At 76.3% G+C, this 21,636-nt stretch carries 19 protein-coding genes; 15 read left to right on the top strand and 4 right to left on the bottom strand.

The window, feature by feature from the left end:
• Window positions 1–24 precede the first annotated feature (24 nt).
• On the top strand, window positions 25–1,491 hold the full coding sequence (locus ACYQBY_RS06560; RefSeq protein WP_459643015.1) for an NAD-dependent succinate-semialdehyde dehydrogenase: 1,467 nt from the start codon (window positions 25–27) through the stop codon (window positions 1,489–1,491).
• 73 nt (window positions 1,492–1,564) lie between these two features.
• Here ACYQBY_RS06560 and ACYQBY_RS06565 read toward each other — a convergent pair whose 3' ends face one another.
• Complete coding sequence (locus ACYQBY_RS06565; RefSeq protein ID WP_459643016.1) at window positions 1,565–2,626, bottom strand: trypsin-like serine peptidase; 1,062 nt, start codon at window positions 2,624–2,626, stop codon at window positions 1,565–1,567.
• A gap of 233 nt (window positions 2,627–2,859) precedes the next feature.
• On the opposite strand from ACYQBY_RS06565, the gene dxr reads away from it, so the two are divergent.
• The 5 genes from dxr to ACYQBY_RS06590 all read left to right on the top strand — a co-directional run bounded on the left by dxr (window position 2,860) and on the right by ACYQBY_RS06590 (window position 9,571).
• On the top strand, window positions 2,860–4,101 hold the full coding sequence (dxr, locus tag ACYQBY_RS06570; RefSeq protein ID WP_459643017.1) for a 1-deoxy-D-xylulose-5-phosphate reductoisomerase: 1,242 nt from the start codon (window positions 2,860–2,862) through the stop codon (window positions 4,099–4,101).
• On the top strand, window positions 4,098–5,426 hold the full coding sequence (locus ACYQBY_RS06575) for a M50 family metallopeptidase (protein WP_459643018.1): 1,329 nt from the start codon (window positions 4,098–4,100) through the stop codon (window positions 5,424–5,426). Before dxr ends, ACYQBY_RS06575 begins: the two co-directional genes overlap by 4 nt.
• A gap of 113 nt (window positions 5,427–5,539) precedes the next feature.
• Window positions 5,540–6,694, top strand: coding sequence for a flavodoxin-dependent (E)-4-hydroxy-3-methylbut-2-enyl-diphosphate synthase (ispG, locus tag ACYQBY_RS06580; protein ID WP_459643019.1), 1,155 nt, complete (start codon window positions 5,540–5,542; stop codon window positions 6,692–6,694).
• A 190-nt stretch (window positions 6,695–6,884) separates the two neighbouring features.
• Window positions 6,885–7,727, top strand: a complete 843-nt coding sequence (locus tag ACYQBY_RS06585; protein WP_459643020.1) for a GNAT family N-acetyltransferase — start codon at window positions 6,885–6,887, stop codon at window positions 7,725–7,727.
• A gap of 83 nt (window positions 7,728–7,810) precedes the next feature.
• Window positions 7,811–9,571, top strand: a complete 1,761-nt coding sequence (locus ACYQBY_RS06590; RefSeq protein WP_459643021.1) for a proline--tRNA ligase — start codon at window positions 7,811–7,813, stop codon at window positions 9,569–9,571.
• A 7-nt stretch (window positions 9,572–9,578) separates the two neighbouring features.
• Here ACYQBY_RS06590 and ACYQBY_RS06595 read toward each other — a convergent pair whose 3' ends face one another.
• The 3 genes from ACYQBY_RS06595 to ACYQBY_RS06605 form a co-directional block, all read right to left on the bottom strand.
• A complete protein-coding gene (locus tag ACYQBY_RS06595; RefSeq protein WP_459643022.1) occupies window positions 9,579–10,394 on the bottom strand; it encodes a tryptophan-rich sensory protein in 816 nt (271 codons plus the stop codon).
• A gap of 53 nt (window positions 10,395–10,447) precedes the next feature.
• Window positions 10,448–11,341 (bottom strand): endonuclease/exonuclease/phosphatase family protein, encoded by an 894-nt coding sequence (locus tag ACYQBY_RS06600; protein WP_459643023.1) that lies wholly within the window; start codon window positions 11,339–11,341, stop codon window positions 10,448–10,450.
• A 67-nt stretch (window positions 11,342–11,408) separates the two neighbouring features.
• Window positions 11,409–12,455: a DUF4439 domain-containing protein gene (locus ACYQBY_RS06605; RefSeq protein WP_459643024.1), complete on the bottom strand. Its 1,047-nt coding sequence runs from the start codon at window positions 12,453–12,455 to the stop codon at window positions 11,409–11,411.
• A gap of 175 nt (window positions 12,456–12,630) precedes the next feature.
• On the opposite strand from ACYQBY_RS06605, the gene rimP reads away from it, so the two are divergent.
• The 9 genes from rimP (at window position 12,631) to rpsO (ending at window position 21,424) form a co-directional block, all read left to right on the top strand.
• Window positions 12,631–13,332, top strand: coding sequence for a ribosome maturation factor RimP (gene rimP, locus ACYQBY_RS06610; RefSeq protein ID WP_459643025.1), 702 nt, complete (start codon window positions 12,631–12,633; stop codon window positions 13,330–13,332).
• A gap of 1 nt (window position 13,333) precedes the next feature.
• Window positions 13,334–14,314 carry a transcription termination factor NusA gene (gene nusA / locus ACYQBY_RS06615; RefSeq protein ID WP_459643026.1) on the top strand — a complete coding sequence of 327 codons (981 nt, stop codon included), beginning with the start codon at window positions 13,334–13,336 and terminating at the stop codon, window positions 14,312–14,314.
• Window positions 14,315–14,492: 178 nt separating this feature from the next.
• Window positions 14,493–14,771 (top strand): YlxR family protein, encoded by a 279-nt coding sequence (locus ACYQBY_RS06620; RefSeq protein WP_459643027.1) that lies wholly within the window; start codon window positions 14,493–14,495, stop codon window positions 14,769–14,771.
• Between the two features lie 89 nt (window positions 14,772–14,860).
• Complete coding sequence (gene infB / locus ACYQBY_RS06625) at window positions 14,861–18,043, top strand: translation initiation factor IF-2 (RefSeq protein WP_459643028.1); 3,183 nt, start codon at window positions 14,861–14,863, stop codon at window positions 18,041–18,043.
• A gap of 127 nt (window positions 18,044–18,170) precedes the next feature.
• Window positions 18,171–18,464 (top strand): DUF503 domain-containing protein, encoded by a 294-nt coding sequence (locus ACYQBY_RS06630; RefSeq protein ID WP_459643029.1) that lies wholly within the window; start codon window positions 18,171–18,173, stop codon window positions 18,462–18,464.
• A gap of 104 nt (window positions 18,465–18,568) precedes the next feature.
• Complete coding sequence (gene rbfA / locus ACYQBY_RS06635; RefSeq protein ID WP_459643030.1) at window positions 18,569–19,132, top strand: 30S ribosome-binding factor RbfA; 564 nt, start codon at window positions 18,569–18,571, stop codon at window positions 19,130–19,132.
• Between the two features lie 65 nt (window positions 19,133–19,197).
• A complete protein-coding gene (gene truB / locus ACYQBY_RS06640) occupies window positions 19,198–20,034 on the top strand; it encodes a tRNA pseudouridine(55) synthase TruB (RefSeq protein ID WP_459643129.1) in 837 nt (278 codons plus the stop codon).
• A gap of 71 nt (window positions 20,035–20,105) precedes the next feature.
• On the top strand, window positions 20,106–21,071 hold the full coding sequence (locus ACYQBY_RS06645) for a bifunctional riboflavin kinase/FAD synthetase (RefSeq protein WP_459643031.1): 966 nt from the start codon (window positions 20,106–20,108) through the stop codon (window positions 21,069–21,071).
• 83 nt (window positions 21,072–21,154) lie between these two features.
• Window positions 21,155–21,424 (top strand): 30S ribosomal protein S15, encoded by a 270-nt coding sequence (gene rpsO / locus ACYQBY_RS06650; protein ID WP_459643032.1) that lies wholly within the window; start codon window positions 21,155–21,157, stop codon window positions 21,422–21,424.
• The last annotated feature ends 212 nt before the right edge of the window (window positions 21,425–21,636 follow it).

A 21,636-nucleotide genomic window follows, 5' to 3' on the forward strand; every position in this document is an offset into this window, starting at 1 on the left:
GACATCGGGGACCGAGGAGGACGCGTGGGCGGGCAGCACGAGGCCGAGGTCGTGGGGGCGGTGCCCGAGGGCCTGTTCATCGGGGGCCGGTGGCGGGAGGGCACGGGCGGGCGGACGGTGGCCGTGGAGGACCCCGCCACGGGCAGGACGATCGCGCGGGTGGCCGACGCGACGGCCGCCGACGGCACCGCCGCTCTGGACGCGGCCGTGGACGCGGCACCGGTGTGGGCGGCGACCCCGCCGCGCGAGCGGGGGGAGGTCCTGCGGCGCGCGTTCGAGCTGCTCACCACCCGCGCGGACGACTTCGCGCTGCTCATGACCCTGGAGATGGGCAAACCCCTGGCGGAGTCCGCGGGGGAGGTGGCGTACGGGGCGGAGTTCTTCCGCTGGTTCTCCGAGGAGGCCGTCCGCATCTCGGGGCGGTACTCGGTGAACCCCGCCGGCGGCAGCCGCTTCCTCACCACGAAGCAGCCCGTGGGGCCCTGCCTGATGATCACGCCGTGGAACTTCCCGCTCGCGATGGGCACCCGCAAGATCGGCCCCGCCGTCGCGGCCGGCTGCACGATGGTGGTCAAACCCGCGACGCAGACGCCCCTGACGATGCTGGCGCTGGCGGACCTGCTGGCGGAGGCGGGCCTGCCGCCGGGGGTGCTGAACGTCGTGACCACCACCGCGACCGCCGAGGTGGTCGAGCCCCTCGTCCGCGACCCCCGGCTGCGCAAGCTGACGTTCACCGGGTCCACGGCGGTGGGCCGCACGCTCGTGGCGCAGTCCGCCGAGCGACTGCTGCGCACCTCGATGGAACTGGGCGGCAACGCGCCGTTCCTCGTCTTCGACGACGCGGACCTCGACGCGGCGGTGGAGGGGGCGCTGGCGGCGAAGATGCGCAACACCGGCGAGGCGTGCACCGCCGCGAACCGGTTCTACGTCCAGCGGGGCGTGGCGGAGGAGTTCGCCGCCCGCCTCGCCGGCCGCATGGGGGCGCTGCGCCTCGGCCGCGGCACCGAGGAGGGCGTGCAGGTCGGCCCGCTCATCGACGCCCGCGCCCGCGACGGAGTGGCCCGCCGCGTGGAGGAGGCCGTCCGGGCGGGGGCGAGGCTCCTCACCGGCGGTGGGCCGGTCCCGGGGGAGGGGTACTTCTTCGCCCCCACGGTCGTGACGGACGTGCCCGCCGGCTCACGGCTGCTCGCGGAGGAGACCTTCGGCCCCGTCGCGCCGCTCGTGCCGTTCGAGACGGAGGAGGAGGCGCTGCGCCTGGCCAACGACACCGAGTACGGCCTCGTCGCCTACGCCTACACCAGCGGCCTGGAGCGCGCGCTGCGGATCGCGGAGGGCCTGGAGACCGGCATGGTCGGGCTGAACCAGGGCGTCGTGTCCAACGCCGCGGCGCCCTTCGGCGGGATCAAGGCCTCCGGTTTCGGCCGCGAGGGCGGCCCCGAGGGCATCGAGGAGTACCTGTCCGTGAAGTACGTCGCGATCCCCGCCCCCTGAGCAGGGCCCCTGGTCCGGGGCCGGGCCCGCGCAGCCGGGGGCGCTGGGGGCGCCGGCGCCCGGGCCGGGCGGGTCAGCGCCGCTCGGCCGTGCCGTACAGCTCGCGCACCACCGCGCCGAACCGCGGCCCGTACAGCACGTCCGGGCTGTCCTCGTAGCTGAAGCTCACGACCGACGTCACCGCTCCCGTCGAGCCGTCGAAACCGGACAGCCACGGCCCTCCGCTGGAGCCGCCCGTCATGAAGCAGCTCACCCCCTCGTCGGTGCTGCGGGGGGTGTCGTCGGGGAAGCTCGCCGCGCGGCAGTGGTGCAGCCGCTCGCCGTCGTAGGGCGGGGCGGAGGGGTAGCCGAACACCGACACGCGCCGGCCGGTGGGGGCGTCGAAGGCGATCGGGAAGGACCCCACGACGTCGGCGAGGCGCTTGCCGTCCGCCCGCGGTGCCACCACGGCGAACGCCACGTCCAGGTTGGAGGCCTCCGGGGAGGCCTGGTCCCCGTTGCGCCACTGCGCGGCCGGGGCCAGGAACGTCACGGGCCACGTGCCGTGCGGGGTGCGCCCGTCGGTGTACCCGGGCACGAACACCACCTGCGTGGAGTCCGCCGGGGTGCCGTCCTCCCGCTTCTCCGTCAGGCAGTGCCCGGCCGTGACCACCGTGCTGCGGTTGCCGCTGCGCACGCTGCTGCCCGAGCACACGAACCGGCCGCCGTCCCGGACGAAGAAGATCTTGCCGGTGACCGCCGCCACCGCGCCGCCGCCGGTCCACGGCACCGCGCGGGTCTGCGCCTGCGGGCTGAACGCGCGGCGCGCGCGGTCGAGGCTGAACGGCGCGGCCGTGATCGTCTCGGCCCGGGGGGTCGGCACGAAGCCCCGGGTGCGCCGGGGCAGGCTGAGGGTGTCCACCGGAGCGGCCGAGCGCATGCGCTCGGGCGTCCAGTACGTGGTGACCGCCCGCTGCTGCGGCGCGGTCGTCGCCGCGGCCAGCAGCCGCTGCTGCCCCGTGGACGTCGTGGTGGACGCCGCGGCGGAGGGCGGGGCCGCGGTGGCCGGTGCGCTCGCCGCCGTGGCGGCCACCGCCAGCACCGCGGTCAGGCCCGCTCCCAGGCTGCTCAGCGGTCGACGCGTACCTGCGCGCATCGTGTGCTCGTCCCTTCGTGGCGTGCGGCTGCCGGCCCCGCCCGCGGTCCCGCCGCCCGCACCGGGCAGCGGCACCGCACGCGCGGTCCGGGAGGCCACCCCATCATGGGCGGCCACCGTCCGTCACCCCGGCCTCCCGGCCGGCCCGGCCGCCACCACGTCCCCCACGCGTGTTCGCGAACCCTCCCCGCCTCCGGCCGCGGGCCGCGGGGCCCGCAGGCGAGAATGGCCCGGTGAGCCTCGCCCCGTCCTCCGCTCCCGACGCCCCACCCGCCCCGGCCGCGCCGAGGCGGGTGGTCCTGCTGGGCAGCACCGGCTCCGTCGGCACACAGGCCCTCGACGTCGCCGAGGCCGCCCCCGGCCGCTTCCGGGTCGTCGCCCTCGCCGCCGGCGGCGGGGACGTGGCCGCCCTGGCGCGGCAGGCCGTGCGCCACGACGTGGAGGTCGTCGCCGTCGCCCGCGCCGCAGCAGCGCCGGCGCTGCACGAGGCCCTCGTGGCGGAGGCCGCCGCCGCGGGCGTGCCCGGGCGCCTCCCGCGGGTCGTGGCCGGGCCGGACGCCGCCACCGAGGTCGCCGCCCACCCCTGCGACGTGGTCCTCAACGGCATGACCGGCAGCGTGGGCCTGCGCCCCACCCTCGCCGCGCTCGCCGCGGGCAGCACCCTGGCGCTGGCGAACAAGGAGTCCCTCGTGGCCGGCGGCGACCTCGTCACCGCCGCCGCCGCGCCCGGCCAGATCGTGCCCGTGGACTCCGAGCACTCCGCCCTCGCCCAGTGCCTGCGCGGCGGGCGCGCGGAGGAGGTCGCGCGCCTCGTGCTCACCGCCAGCGGCGGCCCCTTCCGCGGGCGGCGGCGCGAGGAGCTCACCGGCGTCACCCCCGAGCAGGCCCTGGCCCACCCCACCTGGTCGATGGGCCGCGTCATCACCACCAACTCCGCCACCCTCGTCAACAAGGGCCTGGAGCTCATCGAGGCCCACCTGCTGTTCGGCGTGGACGTGGAGCGCATCGCCGTCGTCGTCCACCCGCAGTCCGTCGTGCACTCCCTGGTCGAGTTCACCGACGGCTCGACCCTGGCGCAGTGCTCCCCGCCGGACATGCGCCTGCCCATCGCCCTGGGCCTGGCGTGGCCCGGGCGCGTCCCCGGCGCCGCGCCCGCCTGCGACTGGAGCCGCGCCACCACCTGGACCTTCGAGCCGCTGGACGAGGAGGCCTTCCCCGCCGTCGCGCTCGCCGCGGAGTGCGCCCGCCGCGGCGGCGGGGCCCCGGCCGTGTACAACGCCGCCAACGAGGAGTGCGTCGAGGCCTTCCACGCCGGCGCGCTGCCCTTCCCCGGCATCGTGGACACCCTCACCCGCGTCGTCGGCGAGCACGACCCCGCCGGTGCGCCGCGCGACGTGGCCGAGGTCCTCGCGCTGGAGGGCTGGGCCCGCCGCCGCGCCCACGAGTTGCTCGCCGTCGCGGGGGTGGTCGCGTGAACACCCTGCTCCTGGTCGTCGGGGTCCTCGTCGCCGCCGTCGGCATCGGCGTGTCCATCGCGCTGCACGAGGTCGGGCACCTGCTGCCCGCCAAGCGGTTCGGCGTGAAGGTCACCCAGTACATGGTCGGCTTCGGGCCGACGCTGTGGTCGAGGCGGCGGGGGGAGACCGAGTACGGCGTCAAGGCCATCCCGCTCGGCGGCTACATCCGCATGATCGGGATGCTGGCGCCCCGGCCCGGAGACGCCCCCGGCACGCTGCGCGCCACCTCCACCGGCCGCTTCGGCCTCCTCGTGGAGGACGCGCGCCGGCAGAGCGCCGAGGAGATCGCCCCGGGGGAGGAGCACCGCGCCTTCTACCGGCTCAGCGTCCCCAAGCGCCTGGCGATCATGTTCGGCGGCCCGTTCGTCAACCTCGTCCTCGCCGTGCTGCTCATCGCGGTCGCGCTGTCCGCGATCGGCACCCCGCAGACCACGCCCCTGGTCTCCTCCGTCTCCCAGTGCGTCCTGCCCGCCGGCAGCACCCGCACGGACTGCGGACCGGGCGACCCGGCCGCCCCCGGTGCCCTCGCCGGCCTGCGCCCCGGGGACCGGATCACCACCTTCGACGGACGGCCCGTGGACGACTGGCTCGACGTCAGCGCCGCCATCCGCGCCTCCGGCGGCCGGCCCGTGCAGATCGGCGTCGAGCGCGCCGGCGGCCCGCAGACCCTCACCGCCACCCCCGTGCTCACCGAGCGGCCCGTGCTGGACGAGCAGGGCAACCCCACCGGGAGCACCGCCCGGGTCGGCTTCCTCGGGGTCAGCCCGAGCTGGGAGATCGTGCGCCGCCCGCTCGGCGACGTGCCCGGCCTCGTCTGGCAGCAGACCGCCTCCGTCGCCGGGCTCGTGCTCAACCTCCCGCAGCGCCTCGTCGGGGTGGCGCAGGCCGCGTTCGGCAGCGGGGAGCGCGACCCCAACGGGCCGATGGGCGTGGTGGGCCTCGGCCGCGTCGCCGGGGAGCTCAACCAGCTCCCGCCGCTGGCCGTGCAGGACGCCCTCGCCGAGCGCGCCTCGCGCCTGCTCATGCTGCTGGCGTCGCTGAACATCGCGTTGTTCGTCTTCAACATGATCCCGCTGCTGCCCTTCGACGGCGGCCACATCGCCGGCGCCCTGTGGGAGGCCGTCAAGCGCGGCACCGCGCGGCTGCTGCGGCGCCCCGACCCCGGGCCGGTGGACGTGGCCAAGGCCCTGCCCGTCGCGTACGCGGTGTCGGTGCTGCTCATCGGGATGTCCCTGCTGCTGCTCTACGCCGACATCGTGCGGCCCGTCCGCCTCAGCGGCTGAGGGGCCCGTCCGCCGCACCGGCCGGGCCGCCCGCCCGGCCCGGCGGCGGGACGTCCCGTGGAGGTCCCGCGGGGGCGGTGCGGCGGCCCCCGCGCGAGGGCGATACTGGAGGGGTGAGCGTCAGCCTCGGCCTTCCGGCCCTCCCGCCGCCCGTCCTCGCCCCCCGCCGCAAGTCCCGCAAGATCCGCGTCGGCAAGGTCGAGGTCGGCGGGGACGCACCGGTGTCGGTGCAGTCGATGACCACGACCCCGACGACGAACATCAACGCGACCCTCCAGCAGATCGCCGAGCTGACCGCGACCGGCTGCGACATCGTGCGCGTCGCCTGCCCCAGCGCCGACGACGCCGAGGTGCTGCACATCATCGCGAAGAAGTCGCAGATCCCCGTGATCGCGGACATCCACTTCCAGCCGAAGTACGTCTTCGCCGCCATCGACGCCGGCTGCGCCGCGGTGCGCGTCAACCCCGGCAACATCCGCAAGTTCGACGACCAGGTCAAGCAGATCGCCCGGGCGGCCAAGGACGCCGGCGTCTCCCTCCGCATCGGCGTCAACGCCGGCTCCCTCGACCCGCGCCTGATGGCCAAGCACGGCAAGGCCACGCCCGAGGCGCTCGTGGAGTCCGCGGTGTGGGAGGCCTCCCTCTTCGAGGAGCACGACTTCCACGACTTCAAGATCTCCGTGAAGCACAACGACCCGGTCGTCATGGTCAAGGCGTACGAGATGCTCGCCGAGCGCGGAGACTGGCCCCTGCACCTCGGCGTCACCGAGGCCGGGCCCGCGTTCCAGGGCACCATCAAGTCCGCCGTCGCGTTCGGCGCACTGCTGTCCAAGGGCATCGGCGACACCATCCGCGTCTCGCTGTCCGCCCCGCCCGCCGAGGAGGTCAAGGTGGGCCTGCAGATCCTGCAGTCCCTCAACCTGCGCCCCCGCAAGCTGGAGATCGTCTCCTGCCCCTCGTGCGGTCGCGCACAGGTCGACGTGTACAGCCTCGCCGACGCCGTCACCGAGGGGCTGCAGGGCATGAGCGTGCCGCTGCGGGTCGCCGTCATGGGCTGCGTCGTCAACGGCCCCGGCGAGGCCCGCGAGGCCGACCTCGGGGTGGCCAGCGGCAACGGCAAGGGCCAGATCTTCGTGCGCGGCGAGGTCATCAAGACGGTGCCGGAGTCGGAGATCGTCGCCACCCTCATCGAGGAGGCCGAGCGCCTCGCCGCCGAGATGGACGCCTCCTCCGACGGCGGGTCCGCGCCGGTGGTGACCGTCGGCTGAGCGGCTGCCCCGTGCGCCCGCGCCGGCGGTGGCCGACCCCCGGCCGGGCCTGATGCGCCGTCCCCAGCTCTGGTGGCCCTGGCGCAGGCGGCGTCGCCTCGACGCTGGGCCGGGGAGGCGACAGGATGCGACCGTGCACCACCCCAGCGCACCCGCCGCCCCCCCGCCGCCCTCCGGGGAACGTCGAGGCGTGCTGCGTGCGCTGCAGGCCTCCGACGCGCCCGCGCTGCTGCGCCTGTGCGAGATCGACCCCGTCGCGAACGTCTTCGTCTCCGCCCGCCTCCTCGGGCTGCTCGCCCGGCCCGGCGCAGAGGTCGGCGGGCAGGTCTGGGGCTGGTTCGAGGGCTCGGAGCTGGTCTCGGCGTGCTGGGCCGGCGCGAACCTCGTGCCCATCGAGGCCACGCCGCGGGCCCTGGACGCCTTCGCCGACCGCGCCCGCTCCGAGGGCCGGCGCTGCTCCTCGATCGTGGGCCCCGCCGACGCGGTGCTGGGCCTGTGGTCCCGGCTGGAGTCGTCCTGGCGCGGGGTGCGCGAGGTCCGCGCGCGCCAGCCGCTGATGCTGTGCGACACCGGGCCGGCCGTCGAGCCCGACCCGGCGGTGCGCCGCTCCCGGCTCTCGGAGCTGGACCTCGTCGTGCCCGCCTGCGTGGCGATGTTCACCGAGGAGATCGGCTACGCCCCCTCCCCGCCCGACGGCGGCACCACCTACCGCGCGCGGGTCGCCGAGCTCGTCGCGGCCGGGCGCTCCTTCGTGCGCATCGACCCCTCACCGTCCGGGCCCGAGGTGGTCTTCAAGGCCGAGCTGGGGGCCGTCGCGTCGAGGGTGGCGCAGGTGCAGGGGGTCTGGGTCGCGCCGCACCGGCGCGGGGAGGGGCTCAGCGTGGCGGGCATGGCGGCCGTCGTCGCCCAGGCCCGCGAGGCCGGCACCCCGCAGGTGTCGCTGTACGTCAACGACTACAACGCCCGGGCGATCGCCGCGTACCGCCGCGTCGGCTTCCGCGAGGTCGGCACCTTCGCCACCGTCCTCTTCTGAGCACGCCGTCCCGCTCCGCACCCCGGCTCTGCCCGCCCTCCTCCGGGTCCGGGCGCCCGTGCGCGCGCCGGTAGGCTCGCCGGGTGCTGCTGAGGATGTCGACCCTGTTCCTCCGAACCCTCCGCGAGGACCCGGTGGACGCGGAGGTGGCCAGCCACCGGCTCCTCGTGCGCGCCGGGTACATCCGCCGTGCCGCGCCGGGCATCTACACGTGGCTGCCCCTGGGGCTGCGGGTGCTGCGCAAGGTCGAGGCGATCGTGCGCGAGGAGATGGACGCCGCCGGCTTCCAGGAGGTCCACTTCCCGGCGCTGCTGCCGCGCGAGCCGTACGAGGCGACGAACCGCTGGACGGACTACGGCGAGGGCATCTTCCGCCTGAAGGACCGCAAGGGCGCCGACTACCTCCTCGCCCCCACCCACGAGGAGATGTTCACCCTGCTGGTGAAGGACCTGTACTCCTCGTACAAGGACCTGCCGCTGTCGATCTACCAGATCCAGACGAAGTACCGCGACGAGGCCCGCCCCCGCGCCGGTCTCATCCGCGGCCGCGAGTTCGTCATGAAGGACTCCTACAGCTTCGACGTCGACGACGCCGGCCTCGAGCGGTCCTACGAGGCGCACCGCGAGGCGTACGTCCGCCTGTTCGACCGCCTCGGCCTCGACTACGTCGTCGTCTCGGCGATGTCCGGCGCCATGGGCGGCTCGCGCAGCGAGGAGTTCCTTCACCCCAGCGAGATCGGCGAGGACACCTTCGTCCGCTCACCCGGCGGCTACGCCGCGAACGTCGAGGCCGTCACCACGCCGGTGCCCGACCCGCTGCCCTTCGACGACGCCCCCGCCGCGCACGTCGAGGACACCCCGGACACCCCCACCATCGACACCCTCGTCGCCTTCGCCAACGCCCACCACCCCCGGCCGGATCGGCCGTGGACGGCGGCCGACACCCTCAAGAACGTCGTCGTCACCCTCGTGCACCCCGACGGCACCCGCGAGCCGCTGGTGATCGGCCTGCCCGGCGACCGCGAGGTGGACGCCAAGCGCGTCGAGGCCGCCGTCTCCCCGGCGGAGGTCGCGGCCTTCGGCCCGGAGGACTTCGCGAAGCACCCCGCGCTCGTGCGCGGCTACATCGGCCCGCAGGTGCTCGGCGCGGGGTCCGCCTCCGGCATCCGCTACCTCCTCGACCCCCGCGTCGTCGACGGCACCCGGTGGATCACCGGCGCGAACGAGCAGGGCCGGCACGTCTTCGACCTCGTCAAGGGCCGCGACTTCACCGCCGACGGCACGATCGAGGCCGCCGAGGTGCGCGCCGGCGACCCCGCCCCCGACGGCTCCGGCCCGCTGGAGCTGGCCCGCGGCATCGAGATCGGGCACATCTTCGCCCTGGGACGGCGCTTCGCCGAGGCCCTGGACCTGAAGGTGCTCGACGAGAACGGCAAGCAGGTCGTGGTCACCATGGGCTCCTACGGCGTCGGCGTCACGCGCGCCCTGGCGGCCGTGGCGGAGGGCAACCACGACGGGGCCGGCCTGGTGTGGCCGCGAGCCCTCGCACCGGCCGACGTGCACGTGGTGGCCACGGGCAAGGACGAGGCCGTCTTCACCGAGGCGGAGCGCCTGGCCGCCGAGCTGGTCGCCCAGGGCCTGGAGGTCCTCTACGACGACCGGCGCAAGGTCTCGCCCGGCGTGAAGTTCAAGGACGCCGAGCTCATCGGCGTGCCCACCATCCTCGTGGTCGGCAAGGGCCTCGCCGAGGGCACCGTGGAGCTGAAGGACCGCCGCAGCGGCACCGGCGAGCAGATCCCGCTCGCCGGTGCGGTGGACGCGGTGGTCGGCGCCGTGCGCGGCTGAGGGAGCCTCAGCGGCCCGCCGCGCGGCGCGAGCGCGCGGCGGCCGCGGAGCCCAGCACCACCGCCGACGCCAGGGCGGCCACGACCGCCACGGCAGCGGAGGCGTCGGGCCCGGACGCCCGGCCGACGGCCACCCACGCCAGGCCCCACGCCAGGCCCGCGGCGAACGCCAGCCCGCCGCCCGTGCGACGGGTCACGCCGACACCCACCCCGGCCGCCAGCAGCAGCACGAGCACCGCCCACACCTGAACCCCGAGGCCGAGGTCGCCCACCCCGGCCGCGGCCAGCGCCGCCGCCACGTTGGCGACCGTGGCGATGCTCACCCACCCCAGGTACAGGCCCACCGTGCCGTCGACGACGAGGGCTTCCACCGGCCGTGCGGGACGCGCGGTCCCCAGCCGCCCCACCACGACGACGAGGGTGAGCAGCAGCGCCACGATGACGACGACGCTGGAGGCCAGCTGCCCGGCCTGCACCGTGGCGATCCACGCCGCGTTGAGCAGCATCGATGCGGCCACCCACCAGCCGGTCGCGCGCTGGCGCCGGTCCCCGCGCCGGCCCGGCGCGAGCTGCCACGCGGCCAGCGCGAGCAGCCCGAGGTAGATGGCGGACCAGATCGCGAAGGCCGGGCCGGCGGGGGCCACGAGCGTCGCGGACGCCGAGAGCGCCCCGCCGGCGGCCTCCGCGATCGGCGTGCCACCCAGGGCCCCGGAGCCGACGACGGCGCCCAGCACGGCGACCACCGCGGCGGCGGCGACCACCACCTGGCGGGCCCGGTCCCGGGGGGCGTCGACGGCTGGACGGGACTCGGCGAGGGCGGGCATGACCGGCATCCTGCTGCGCCCGGCGCGCCGCGGCACCCCGGGAGGTCGCGCCGTCAAGGCGAGGGAAGCGTCTGCAGGTCCACCAGCACCGCGGCGTGGTCGGAGGGCCAGACCCCCTCGACGGGGTCCGCGCCGACCCGGCGCACGTCCAGGACGGAGCCGCTGCCGTCGAAGCGCGGCAGGCCGGTGAACACGTAGTCGATGCGGGCGCTCGGCTGGCGGACCCCCGCCACGTGCGGGTTGCGCCGGTCCCACGTGCGGCCCTCGGCGCCGTCCGCGGCGTAGCGCCAGGCGTCGACGAGCACGAACCCCTCCACCACCGGCGCGGTCTCGTAGCCCCCCAGGAGCCGGACCTCGTCGGAGGTCGCCTCGGCGTTGAGGTCACCGGTCAGGACCGGCGGCAGCGCACCCGCGGCGCCCCGGGCGTGCCGCGCGACGGCGGGCACCAGGGCGCGCACCTGCGCCACCCGCACCGCCGACTCGGCGGGTGAGGAGTTCAGGTGCGTCGTGGTGAACGGCAGCGGCCCGCCGGGCACGTCCAGCAGCGTGTGCAGGGCCGTGCGCCCCTCGGGGCGGGCGCTGTCGGGCAGGTCGGTGACGGCGGTGGCCAGGACGGGGTGGCGGCTGAGGACCGCGTTGCCGAAGTCGAGGTCGGCCGCGGGCTCACCGGGACGGGTGGCGCCCAGCCTGCGCCGCCAGCGCTCCGGGGCGGGGGAGGGCGCGAAGACCGCGTGCATGCCCAGCCGCTCGGCGAGCCAGTCCGCCAGCCCCGCGTCGGGGCCGGCCCAGACCTCCTGCAGCCCGCACACGTCGGGCCGGTGCTCGGCGAGCACGCGCAGGATCGCCTCGCGCCGGCGGCGCCAGTCGCCGAAGCGCCACCACACGTTCCACGTCAGCACGCGCAGCGTCCCTGCGGCGGGCGGGGCGGGCGGCGGTGCGGTGGTCATGGCCGGGGCAGTCTCGCAGGAGCCCGCACCGCTGCGCCCGGCGGCCCGCCCCGGTGCCGCGCCCCGCTCAGCGCCCGTGCAGGTCGGGCAGTCCCGGGAACGGGGTCGTCGACGGTGCGCCCCACGAGGCGGCCGCGGTCGTCGCGCGCAGCACGCCCGCGGCGCCCTCCCGGCGCAGGGCGGGGTCGGCGGCGGCCAGGTCGGCGTAGCGCGCGGCGAGGCGCAGCTCCACCTGCGCGGCCAGGGCGGTGGCCTCCTCGGGCGTGACCGCCGCGACGTCGTAGCCGGGCTCGGCGGGTGCGGGGGTTGCCGAGGCCGCCACCAGCACCTGCTGCAGACGTCCCCGCGCGCCGCGGTGGGCGTCCATCGCGGCCAGGGCGGCAGCGCGGCGCTCGGGGGTCAGGCGTCCCGCGACGAGCCCGAAGGCGTGCACGGCGGCGTGCTCCCCGGCGAGCGCGCGCTGCGCGGCCTCCACCGCCTCGCGTGGCAGCGGAGCGGCCGGCGCACCGGCGGGGGCGGCGGGCCCGGAGGCCGGCGCGGACGCCGGCTCCGCCGGCGGGGGCAGCCCCGCGGCGGCCGCCAGGGCCCGCGCCTGCAGAGTGCGGGCCACCGAGATCGACACCAGGAGGCGGGCCGTGCCCGCCGAGGCCTCCTCCGCGGTGGTCAGCGCCCTGCCGGCGGCCGCGCCCAGGGCCCCGACGACCCCGGCCGGCGTGGACGGCGGCGGGTCCGCCGGGGTGGGGTCCGCGGGGCCGGGGGTGCCGCCCGGGCCGGCGGGCGCGGCGGCCGGGCCGGCGCCGAGCGCGCGCAGGTGGGCGCGGGTCTCCTCCAGCGCCGTCGCCGCCGGGGCCGCGGGAGCCCCGCCTGCGGGCGCGAGCGCGGTCAGGGCCAGCTCCAGGGCGCGGGCGTCGGCCACCGCCTCCTCCCGCGCCAGGTCGTCCGGCCCCGGCTCGGCGGTCGGCGTCGGGTCCGGGCGCGGTGCCCAGCGCACGCCGCACGCGGGCAGCAGCAGGCCCAGCGCCGCCGCGCCGCCCAGGCGCAGCACGCTCCGGCGGCCCGGGGTCGCCCCGGGCGGTCCCGGCGCCGCGGGCCGGGCGGCGGGGGGAGTCGGCACGCAGGGGATGCTCGCACGGGCCGCCGCCGGTGGGGGCCGCAGGGGCGCGGCACGGCTAGGCTGGGGAGCCGCCGCGGGAACTGCGCCACCCGCAGCAGCGCGGCGCGGCACGCGGCCCCGCGGTCCTCCGCGGGGCCGCGTGCTGCGCCGACCACCGCCAGGAGAGGAGCCCCCCGTGCCGCCGACGGGACCGTCCCCCGCGACACCCCTGAGCCAGGAGGTGGCCGCGGTGCTCGACGACGTCGTCGCCGGGGCCGGGCTCGCGCTGGAGGACGTGGAGGTCACCTCCGCCGGGCGCCGGCGCATCGTGCGGGTCGTCGTGGACCTCGCCGGCGACGAGCCGGGGGAGGTGGACCTCGACGCGGTGGCCGTCGCCTCGACCGCCGTCTCCGAGGCGCTGGACGCCTCCGACGTGCTCGGCTCCGCACCGTACGTGCTGGAGGTCAGCTCCCCGGGCGTGGACCGCCCGCTGGTGCGGCGCCGCCACTGGTCCAGGGCCCGCGGGCGCGTGGTGCGCGCGGTGCTCGCCGACGGCGGTGTCCTGGTGGGCCGCGTCGTCGACGCCGGCGAGGAGGGCGTCGTGCTGGACGTGCAGCCGCAGTCCGTCAAGGGGCGCCCGCCGTCGAGGTCCGCCCCCCGCGGGGAGCGGCTCGTGCCCTGGGCGGACCTCGTGCGCGGCGAGGTGCAGGTGGAGTTCACGCACGTCGCGGACGGCGCCGACGACGAGCTGGACGGCGTGGACGACGACGAGCTGGACGATGACGAGCTGGACGACGACGAGCTGGACGACGACCTCGGGGACGGGGACGACCTGCCGGACGAGGACGAGGGGGGCGGGACGCCCACCCGGGCGGCCGGCTCCCCCGAGGAGGACTGACGTGAACATCGACATGGCCGCGCTCCGCATGCTGGAACGCGAGCGCGAGATCCCCTTCGACACCCTGGTGCGGGCCATCGAGCAGGCCCTGCTCATCGCGTACCACCACACCGAGGGCTCCCAGAAGCACGCCCGGGTGCACCTGGACCGCTCCTCGGGCGAGGTGGCGGTGCTGGCCGAGGAGCGGGGCGCGGACGGTCAGGTGCTGCGCGAGTACGACGACACGCCCTCCGGCTTCGGCCGCATCGCCGCCACCACGGCGCGGCAGGTGATCCTCCAGCGGCTGCGCGACGCCGAGGACGAGCAGGTCCTCGGGGAGTTCGCCGGCAAGGAGGGCGACATCGTCTCCGGGGTCGTCCAGCAGGGTCGCGACCCGCGGATGGTGCAGGTCGACCTGGGCTCGGTGGAGGCGGTGCTGCCGCCTCAGGAGCAGGTGCCGGGGGAGTCCTACGAGCACGGCAGCCGCATCCGCTGCTTCGTGGTCTCGGTGCGCAAGGGGGCCAAGGGGCCCTCGATCGTGCTGTCCCGCTCGCACCCGAACCTGGTGCGCAAGCTCTTCGCGCTGGAGGTGCCGGAGATCGCCGACGGCACGGTGGAGATCGTGGCCCTGGCCCGCGAGGCGGGGCACCGCACGAAGATGGCGGTCCGGGCGCGCGTCGCGGGGGTCAACCCGAAGGGCGCCTGCATCGGGCCGATGGGCCAGCGCGTGCGCTCGGTGATGGCCGAGCTGCGCGGGGAGAAGATCGACATCGTCGACCACAGCGAGAACCCGGCGGCCTTCGTCGCCAACGCGCTGTCGCCGGCGCGGGTGTCCAGCGTCGAGGTCGTCGACGCCGCGGCCCGCTCCGCGAAGGTCGTGGTGCCCGACTACCAGCTGTCCCTCGCGATCGGCAAGGAGGGGCAGAACGCGCGCCTGGCCGCGAAGCTGACGGGCTGGCGCATCGACATCCACTCCGACGCCGCGGCGCAGGCCCCGCGCTGAGCCCCGTCCGGCCGCAGGCCCGGAGCGGACCACCGGGGTGCGGCGCTAGACTGCCTGCATCGCTACACTGACGCCGCCCGGTCCCCGTGACCGGCGATCCACCGCACCGTCGGACCGATCCTCCCGTGGGACCGGCCTGCCGCCTGCGCCGGCTCCGCCGGAATGCGTGCGTACGTGCGTGGGTTGTCGCAAGCGGGATGCCCGGTCGGTCCTGTTGAGGATCGTGGCCGAGGAGGGTGGTGGGGTGATCTCCGCCGCCCCCGACCCCCGAGCCCGACGCCCCGGACGGGGCGCGTGGTTGCACCCGCAGCTAGCGTGTCTCACCTCCGCCGAGCGTCGGCGAGCCTTCGGACGGGCACTTCGCCGTCCGTCGGACATCGACCTGACCGGTCTGCACCGGTACGTCGAGCAGGTCCAGAACACCACCGTCACCGATGGAAGCGGGTCGAACAGCTGATGAGCACCCGATGAGTTCGCAGCGATGAGCACCCCCCAGTAACGACGGTTCGAGCCGATCCCGAAGGCCCGGACCAAGACAGGAGAGAAGTGGCAAAGGTCCGGGTCTACGAGCTCGCCAAGGAGTTCGGGGTCGAGAGCAAGGTCGTCCTGACGACGCTGCAGGAGATGGGCGAGTTCGTCCGCTCCGCGTCGTCCACCATCGAACCGCCCGTCGTGCGGCGGCTGAAGGACAAGTTCCCCGCTGCGGGCGGGGCCAAGCCGGGTGGCGCCGGGCGCCCCACCCCGCCGCCGGCCAAGCCGGGGCCGCGCGTCGCGGCGCCGGCACCGGGCCCGCGGCCCGCACCGGCTCCCGCAGCACCGGCTCCGGCTCCCGTGGAGCGTCCCGCGGCACCAGCGGCCCCCGCCGGGCCGTCCTTCCAGGCGCCCGCCGCGGCACCGCAGCAGCCCGCCGCGGCACCGCAGCAGTCCGCCGCCCCCGAGCGGCCCGCGGCACCGCAGCAGCCCGCTCCGCAGCAGCCCGCGGCGCAGGCCCCGCAGCGCCCGGCCGCGGGCCCGGGTCCCGCGCCGACCCGTCCGGCCCCCGGCCCGCGCCCGGTCCCCGGCGGGCCCACCCGCCGTCCCGGTGAGCGGCCCGCGCCGGAGTCCCGCGGCGAGCGTCCCGACGCCCGCGGCGAGCGCCCGGGTCACGATCCCCGCGGCGAGCGCCCGGCGCCCGAGTCCCGCGGTGAGCGTCCCGACCCCCGTGGCGAGCGTCCCGGTGACCGCTTCCCCGCCGGCCCGCGCCAGCAGAACCGCCCGGCCGGCCCGGGTGGTCCCGGTGCCCCCTCGCGTCCCGGTCCGGCCGGTGGCGCCGCGCGCCCCGGTGCCGGCGCCCCCCGTCCCGGCGGCGGCTCCCCGCGTCCGGGCAACAACCCCTTCGCCCCGAACCAGGGCATGCCCCGTCCCGGCGGCGGCTCGCCGCGTCCGGGCAACAACCCCTTCGCCCCGAACCAGGGCATGCCCCGTCCCGGCGGCGGAGCACCCCGCCCCGGTGGGGCCCCGGCGCCCGGTGGGCCGCGTCCCGGTGGGCCGCGTCCCGGCGGTGGGCCCGGTGCGGGCGGACCGCGCCCGAACCCCGGCATGATGCCGCCGCGCCCCGCCGCGCCCCGTCCGGGTCCCGGCGGTGCGCGTCCGGGTGGTCCCGGCGGTGCGCGTCCCGGCCCCGGCGGCCGTGGTGGTTTCGGCCCGCGCCCCGGTGCGGGTGCCGGTGGTCCCGGCGGTGGCGGCGGGTTCGGCCCGCGTCCCGGCGGTGGACCCGGCGGCGGCGGTGGGCCCGGTGGCCGCGGTGGCCGCGGCACCACGGCGGGCGCCTTCGGGCGTCCCGGTGGGCGCCCGGCCAAGGGCCGCAAGTCCAAGCGCGCCAAGCGCCAGGAGTACGAGGCGATGCAGGCCCCTACGATCGGGGGCGTGCAGGTCCCGCGCGGCGACGGCAGCGTCGTGCGCATCCGGCGCGGTGCCTCGCTGACGGACTTCGCCGACAAGATCAACGCCAACCCCGCGGCGCTGGTCACAGTGCTGTTCCACCTCGGTGAGATGGCCACGGCCACGCAGTCGCTGAACGAGGACACCTTCCAGCTGCTCGGCGCGGAGCTGGGCTTCGTCATCGAGGTCGTCTCCCCGGAGGACGAGGAGCGCGAGCTGCTCGCGTCCTTCGACATCAACCTCGACGCCGAGCTGGAGGCCGAGGGCGACGAGGAGCTCGAGGCGCGCCCGCCGGTCGTGACCGTCATGGGTCACGTCGACCACGGCAAGACGAAGCTGCTGGACGCCATCCGCTCCACGGACGTGGTGGCCAAGGAGGCCGGCGGCATCACCCAGCACATCGGTGCCTACCAGGTCCACAAGGAGCACGAGGGCGTCGAGCGCGCCATCACCTTCATCGACACCCCGGGTCACGAGGCCTTCACGGCCATGCGCGCCCGCGGTGCGAAGGTGACGGACATCGCGATCCTCGTGGTCGCTGCGGACGACGGCGTCATGCCCCAGACGATCGAGGCCCTCAACCACGCGCAGGCGGCCGACGTGCCGATCGTCGTGGCGGTCAACAAGGTCGACAAGGAGGGCGCGAACCCGGCGAAGGTCCGGCAGCAGCTCACCGAGTACAACCTGGTGGCCGAGGAGTACGGCGGCGACACGATGTTCGTCGACGTCTCCGCCAAGCAGGGCCTGGGCCTGGACCAGCTCCTGGAGGCCGTGCTGCTGACGGCCGACGCGGCGCTGGACCTGCGGGCGAACCCCAACAAGGACGCCCGCGGTATCGCCATCGAGGCCAACCTCGACAAGGGCCGCGGCCCCGTCGCCACGGTGCTCGTGCAGTCCGGCACCCTGCGGGTCGGCGACGCGATCGTCGCGGGCACCGGCTACGGCCGCGTGCGCGCCATGCTCGACGAGTACGGCGAGACGGTCCCCGAGGCCACCCCGGCGCGTCCGGTGCAGGTCCTCGGCCTGACGTCCGTGCCCGGCGCGGGGGACACGTTCATCGTGGCCCCCGACGACCGGACCGCGCGCCAGATCGCCGAGAAGCGCGAGGCCGCCGAGCGCAACGCCCTCCTGGCCAAGGTCCGCAAGACCATCAGCCTGGAGGACTTCACCAACGCGCTGAAGCAGGGCAAGGTCGAGACCCTCAACCTGATCCTCAAGGGCGACGTGGCCGGTTCGGTCGAGGCCCTGGAGGACGCGCTCCTGCAGCTGGACGTGGGCGAGGACGTGGAACTGCGCGTCATCGACCGCGGCGTCGGGGCCATCACGAAGAACAACGTGAACCTCGCCGTCGCCTCCAACGCGATCATCATCGGCTTCAACGTCCGTCCCGAGGGGCAGACGCGGGAGTACGCGGAGCGCGAGGGTGTCGACATCCGGTACTACTCGATCATCTACCAGGCGATCGAGGAGGTCGAGCAGGCCCTGCGCGGCATGCTCAAGCCGGAGTTCGAGGAGGTGCAGCTCGGCACCGCCGAGGTGCGCGAGGTGTTCCGCTCCTCCAAGTTCGGCAACATCGCCGGCTGCCTCGTCCGCTCGGGTCTCATCCGGCGCAACTCCAAGGCGCGCGTGCTGCGCAACGGGGTCGTGCACGGTGACAACCTCACCATCGAGTCGCTGCGGCGGTTCAAGGACGACGCCACCGAGGTCCGCGACGGCTTCGAGTGCGGTATCGGCCTGGGCTCGTTCAACGACCTCCAGATCGACGACGTCATCGAGACGTTCGAGATGCGGGAGAAGCCCCGCGCCTGACGCGCGGATCCGCTTCCCCGGCTGAGGAAGGCCGGGGCGGGACCTCCCTCCCGCCCCGGCCCCAGCCGTGCCCGCGACCGCGGGCGCGGCGGCACGCACACCGCGCGGGAGGGCGCACCACCGACGCATGTACGCAGGAACCCTCACCGTCGACCTGCTCCTGGGCGACGTCCACTCCCTCAAGGGCAAGCGCAGCATCGTGCGGCCGCTGGTGGCCGAGCTGCGCCGGGCCTTCGACGTGGCCGCCGCCGAGACGGGGCACCTCGACCTGCACCGGCGCGCGGAGGTCTCCGTGGCGGTCGTCGCCCCCGACGCCGCCCGCTGCCAGGAGGTGCTCGACCGCTGCGAGCGCGCCGTGGCCGCGCACCCGGAGTTCCAGGTCCTCTCGGCTCGACGGATGCTGCACAGCGACGAGGATTGATCCCCGGCACGGGACGACCCGTGCCGCTCCACCGGGGCCCCGCCACCGGCGGAGCCCCGCACGCCGGGTCCCCCGCGGGCCCGGCCCGACCTCAGGAGCACGCCGTGGCCGACCCCGCCCGCGCCCGCAAGCTGGCCGACCGCATCAAGGTCATCGTCGCGGAGGCGCTGGAGAGCCGTGTGAAGGACCCGCGCCTCGGCTTCATCACCGTCACCGACGCCCGCGTGACCAACGACCTGCAGCACGCGACGCTCTACTACACCGTCCTCGGCGACGAGGAGGCCCACGCCGGTACGGCCGCGGCGCTGGAGAGCGCCCGGGGCGTGCTGCGCGCCGAGGTCGGCAAGCGCACCGGTGTCCGGCTCACCCCCACGCTCACCTTCACCGCGGACGTCGTGCCCGAGACGGCCGCGCAGATGGAGGAGCTCTTGCGCGTCGCCGCCGAGCAGGACCGCCGGGTGGCGGCGCTGGCGGCGGCCGCCGAGCCGGCCGGCGACCCGGACCCGTACCGCAAGCCGCTGGAGCACGAGGACGACGACGAGCACGACGACGACGAGCACGACGACGACGAGCACGAAGACGACGAGCACGACGACGACGAGCACGACGACGCGGCGCTGGAGGCCGAGCTCGTCGAGGGCGACGGCCCGGCCGCCGGGCACTCGTGAGCCGGGGCGCGGCCCCCGTCCCGGCGCACCTGGAGGGTCTCCTCCTCGTCGACAAGCCGGCGGGGATGACCTCGCACGACGTCGTCTCCCGCTGCCGCCGCGTCGTCGGCTCCCGCCGCGTCGGCCACGCCGGCACGCTGGACCCCGCCGCGACGGGGGTGCTGGTCGTGGGTACCGGGCGGGCCACGCGGCTGCTGACGTACGTCGTCGGCCACGACAAGGAGTACCTGGCCACGGTGCGCCTGGGCGCGGCGACCGTCACCGACGACGCCGAGGGGGAGGTCCTCTCCACCGCCGACGCCTCCGGTGTGGGCGAGGAGGCGCTGCGCGGGGCGGTGGCCGCGCTGACCGGCCCGCTGCAGCAGGTGCCCAGCTCGGTGAGCGCGGTGAAGGTGGACGGCCGGCGCAGCTACGCCCGGGTGCGCGCCGGCGAGGACGTCGAGCTGCCCGCGCGCCCCGTCACCGTCACCCGCTTCGACGTGCTCGCGGTGCGCCGGGCGGAGGTGTCGGTGGACGTCGACGTGGTCGTGGAGTGCTCCGCGGGCACCTACGTGCGGGCCCTGGCGCGCGACCTCGGCGCCGCTCTCGGCGTCGGGGGGCACCTGACGGCGCTGCGGCGCACCCGCTCGGGCCCCTTCCGCGTGCAGAGCGCGCAGACCCTGGAGCAGCTCGCCGGGGAGCCGCGGGCCCTGCCGCTGGCGGAGGCGGCGCGCCTGCTGTTCGACGTGCGTGAGCTGAGCGGGGAGGAGGCCGTGGACCTCGGGCACGGCCGGGCCCTGGAGCTGCGGGCCGAGCGCGAGGAGGCGCCCACGGCCGCCCTCGGTCCCGCCGGGGAGCTGGTCGCGCTGCTGCACGCCTCCGGAGGGCGCGCCCGCCCGCTGCTGGTCGTCCCGCCGCGCTGAGCCCCGCCACCCGGGCGCCGGCCCGGCGCCCCCGCGCTGATCGGCCGGCGCCGGGCTGGCACAGTGGGCCCGTGCACCGCTGGAACTCCCTCGACGAGGTCCCCCCCGCCGAGGGCGGCAGCGTCGTCGCGATCGGCAACTTCGACGGGGTCCACCGCGGGCACCGCGCGGTGCTCGCGCGGGTGGTGGGCTCGGCGCGCTCCCGCGGCGCCCGCGCCGTGGCGGTGACGTTCGACCCGCACCCGCTGGCCGTGCTGCACCCCGAGCGCGCCCCGCAGCTGCTCACGGGCCCGCCGGACCGGCTGCGCCTGCTCGCCGAGACCGGCCTGGACGGCGTCCTCGTCATGGAGTTCACCCGGGAGCTGGCCTCCTGGGACCCCGAGCGCTTCGTGCGGACGGTGTTCGTGGAGACGCTGGGCGCCGTGGAGGTCGTCGTCGGGCGCGACGTGCGCTTCGGGCGCGGCAACTCCGGGGACCTGGCCACCCTGCAGGAGCTGGGCCGGGCCTGCGGGTTCGTGGTGACGGCGCTGGACGACGTCTCCCCCGAGCACGGCCCGGCGGGGGCGCCGGTGCGCCCGTGGTCCTCCACGCGGGTCCGCCGGGACCTCGCGGCGGGGGACGTGCAGCACGCCGCGGACGTGCTGGGCCGCCCGCACCGGGTGGTGGGCACCGTCGTGCACGGGGACCACCGCGGCCGGGAGCTGGGCTACCCCACGGCGAACCTGTGCCCGAGCTGCGAGGGGCTGGTCCCGGCCGACGGGGTGTACGCGGGGTGGATGGTGCGGCCCGGCCCGGACGGCGGCGACGGCGAGCGGATGCCCGCGGCGATCTCCGTGGGCACCAACCCCACGTTCGACGGGGTGGAGCGGCGGGTGGAGGCGTACGCGATCGACCGCACGGGCCTGGAGCTGTACGGGGAGCGGATGGCGGTGGAGTTCACCCACCGGCTGCGGCCCACGCTGCGCTTCGACGGCATCGGGGCGCTGGTGGAGCAGATGGCCCGGGATGTGGAGCAGTGCCGCCGCCTGTTAGCCTGATCTCGCCGTTCGATCGGCCGCGGACTCCAGAGCGCCCGGGTGGACCTGCCCCGAGGCACCGCGCAACGACCCGAGGAGAGCAGATGCCGCTCGACGCTGCCACCAAGAAGCAGATCATGTCCGAGTACGCCACCGTCGAGGGTGACACCGGCTCGCCGGAGGTCCAGGTCGCGATGCTGACCCAGCGGATCCGCGACCTGACGGAGCACCTGAAGCAGCACAAGCACGACCACCACAGCCGTCGTGGCCTCCTGCTGCTGGTCGGCCAGCGTCGCCGCCTGCTGCAGTACATGGCCAAGAAGGACATCAACCGCTACCGCTCGATCATCGAGCGGCTCGGCATCCGACGCTGACCCCCGGGGCGGCTCCCTCCCGGGAGCCGCCCCGTCCCCGTGCGGGCACCACCCGCACACGCGCCCGCGCACCCCGGCGGGCGCCGCACCGGTTACGACGCGGCCGTCCGGCCGCACGGAGCAGGAGCGACCTGCAGCACCGGACCGGTCCTCGGTAGTGGCCCCCGGGTCCGCGCCCCGCGCGCCCCGTGCGCCTCGATCGAGCACCGGCA

The organism is Kineococcus anabasis (assembly GCF_054590795.1).

Coding starts and splice junctions, on each gene's coding strand:
- truB (WP_459643129.1), top strand. CDS start 19,198: ATGACCTCGCACGACGTCGTCTCCCGCTGCCGCCGCGTCGTCGGCTCC.
- ACYQBY_RS06630 (WP_459643029.1), top strand. CDS start 18,171: ATGTACGCAGGAACCCTCACCGTCGACCTGCTCCTGGGCGACGTCCAC.
- rpsO (WP_459643032.1), top strand. CDS start 21,155: ATGCCGCTCGACGCTGCCACCAAGAAGCAGATCATGTCCGAGTACGCC.
- ACYQBY_RS06600 (WP_459643023.1), bottom strand. CDS start 11,341: ATGACCACCGCACCGCCGCCCGCCCCGCCCGCCGCAGGGACGCTGCGC.
- ACYQBY_RS06595 (WP_459643022.1), bottom strand. CDS start 10,394: ATGCCCGCCCTCGCCGAGTCCCGTCCAGCCGTCGACGCCCCCCGGGAC.
- ACYQBY_RS06565 (WP_459643016.1), bottom strand. CDS start 2,626: ATGCGCGCAGGTACGCGTCGACCGCTGAGCAGCCTGGGAGCGGGCCTG.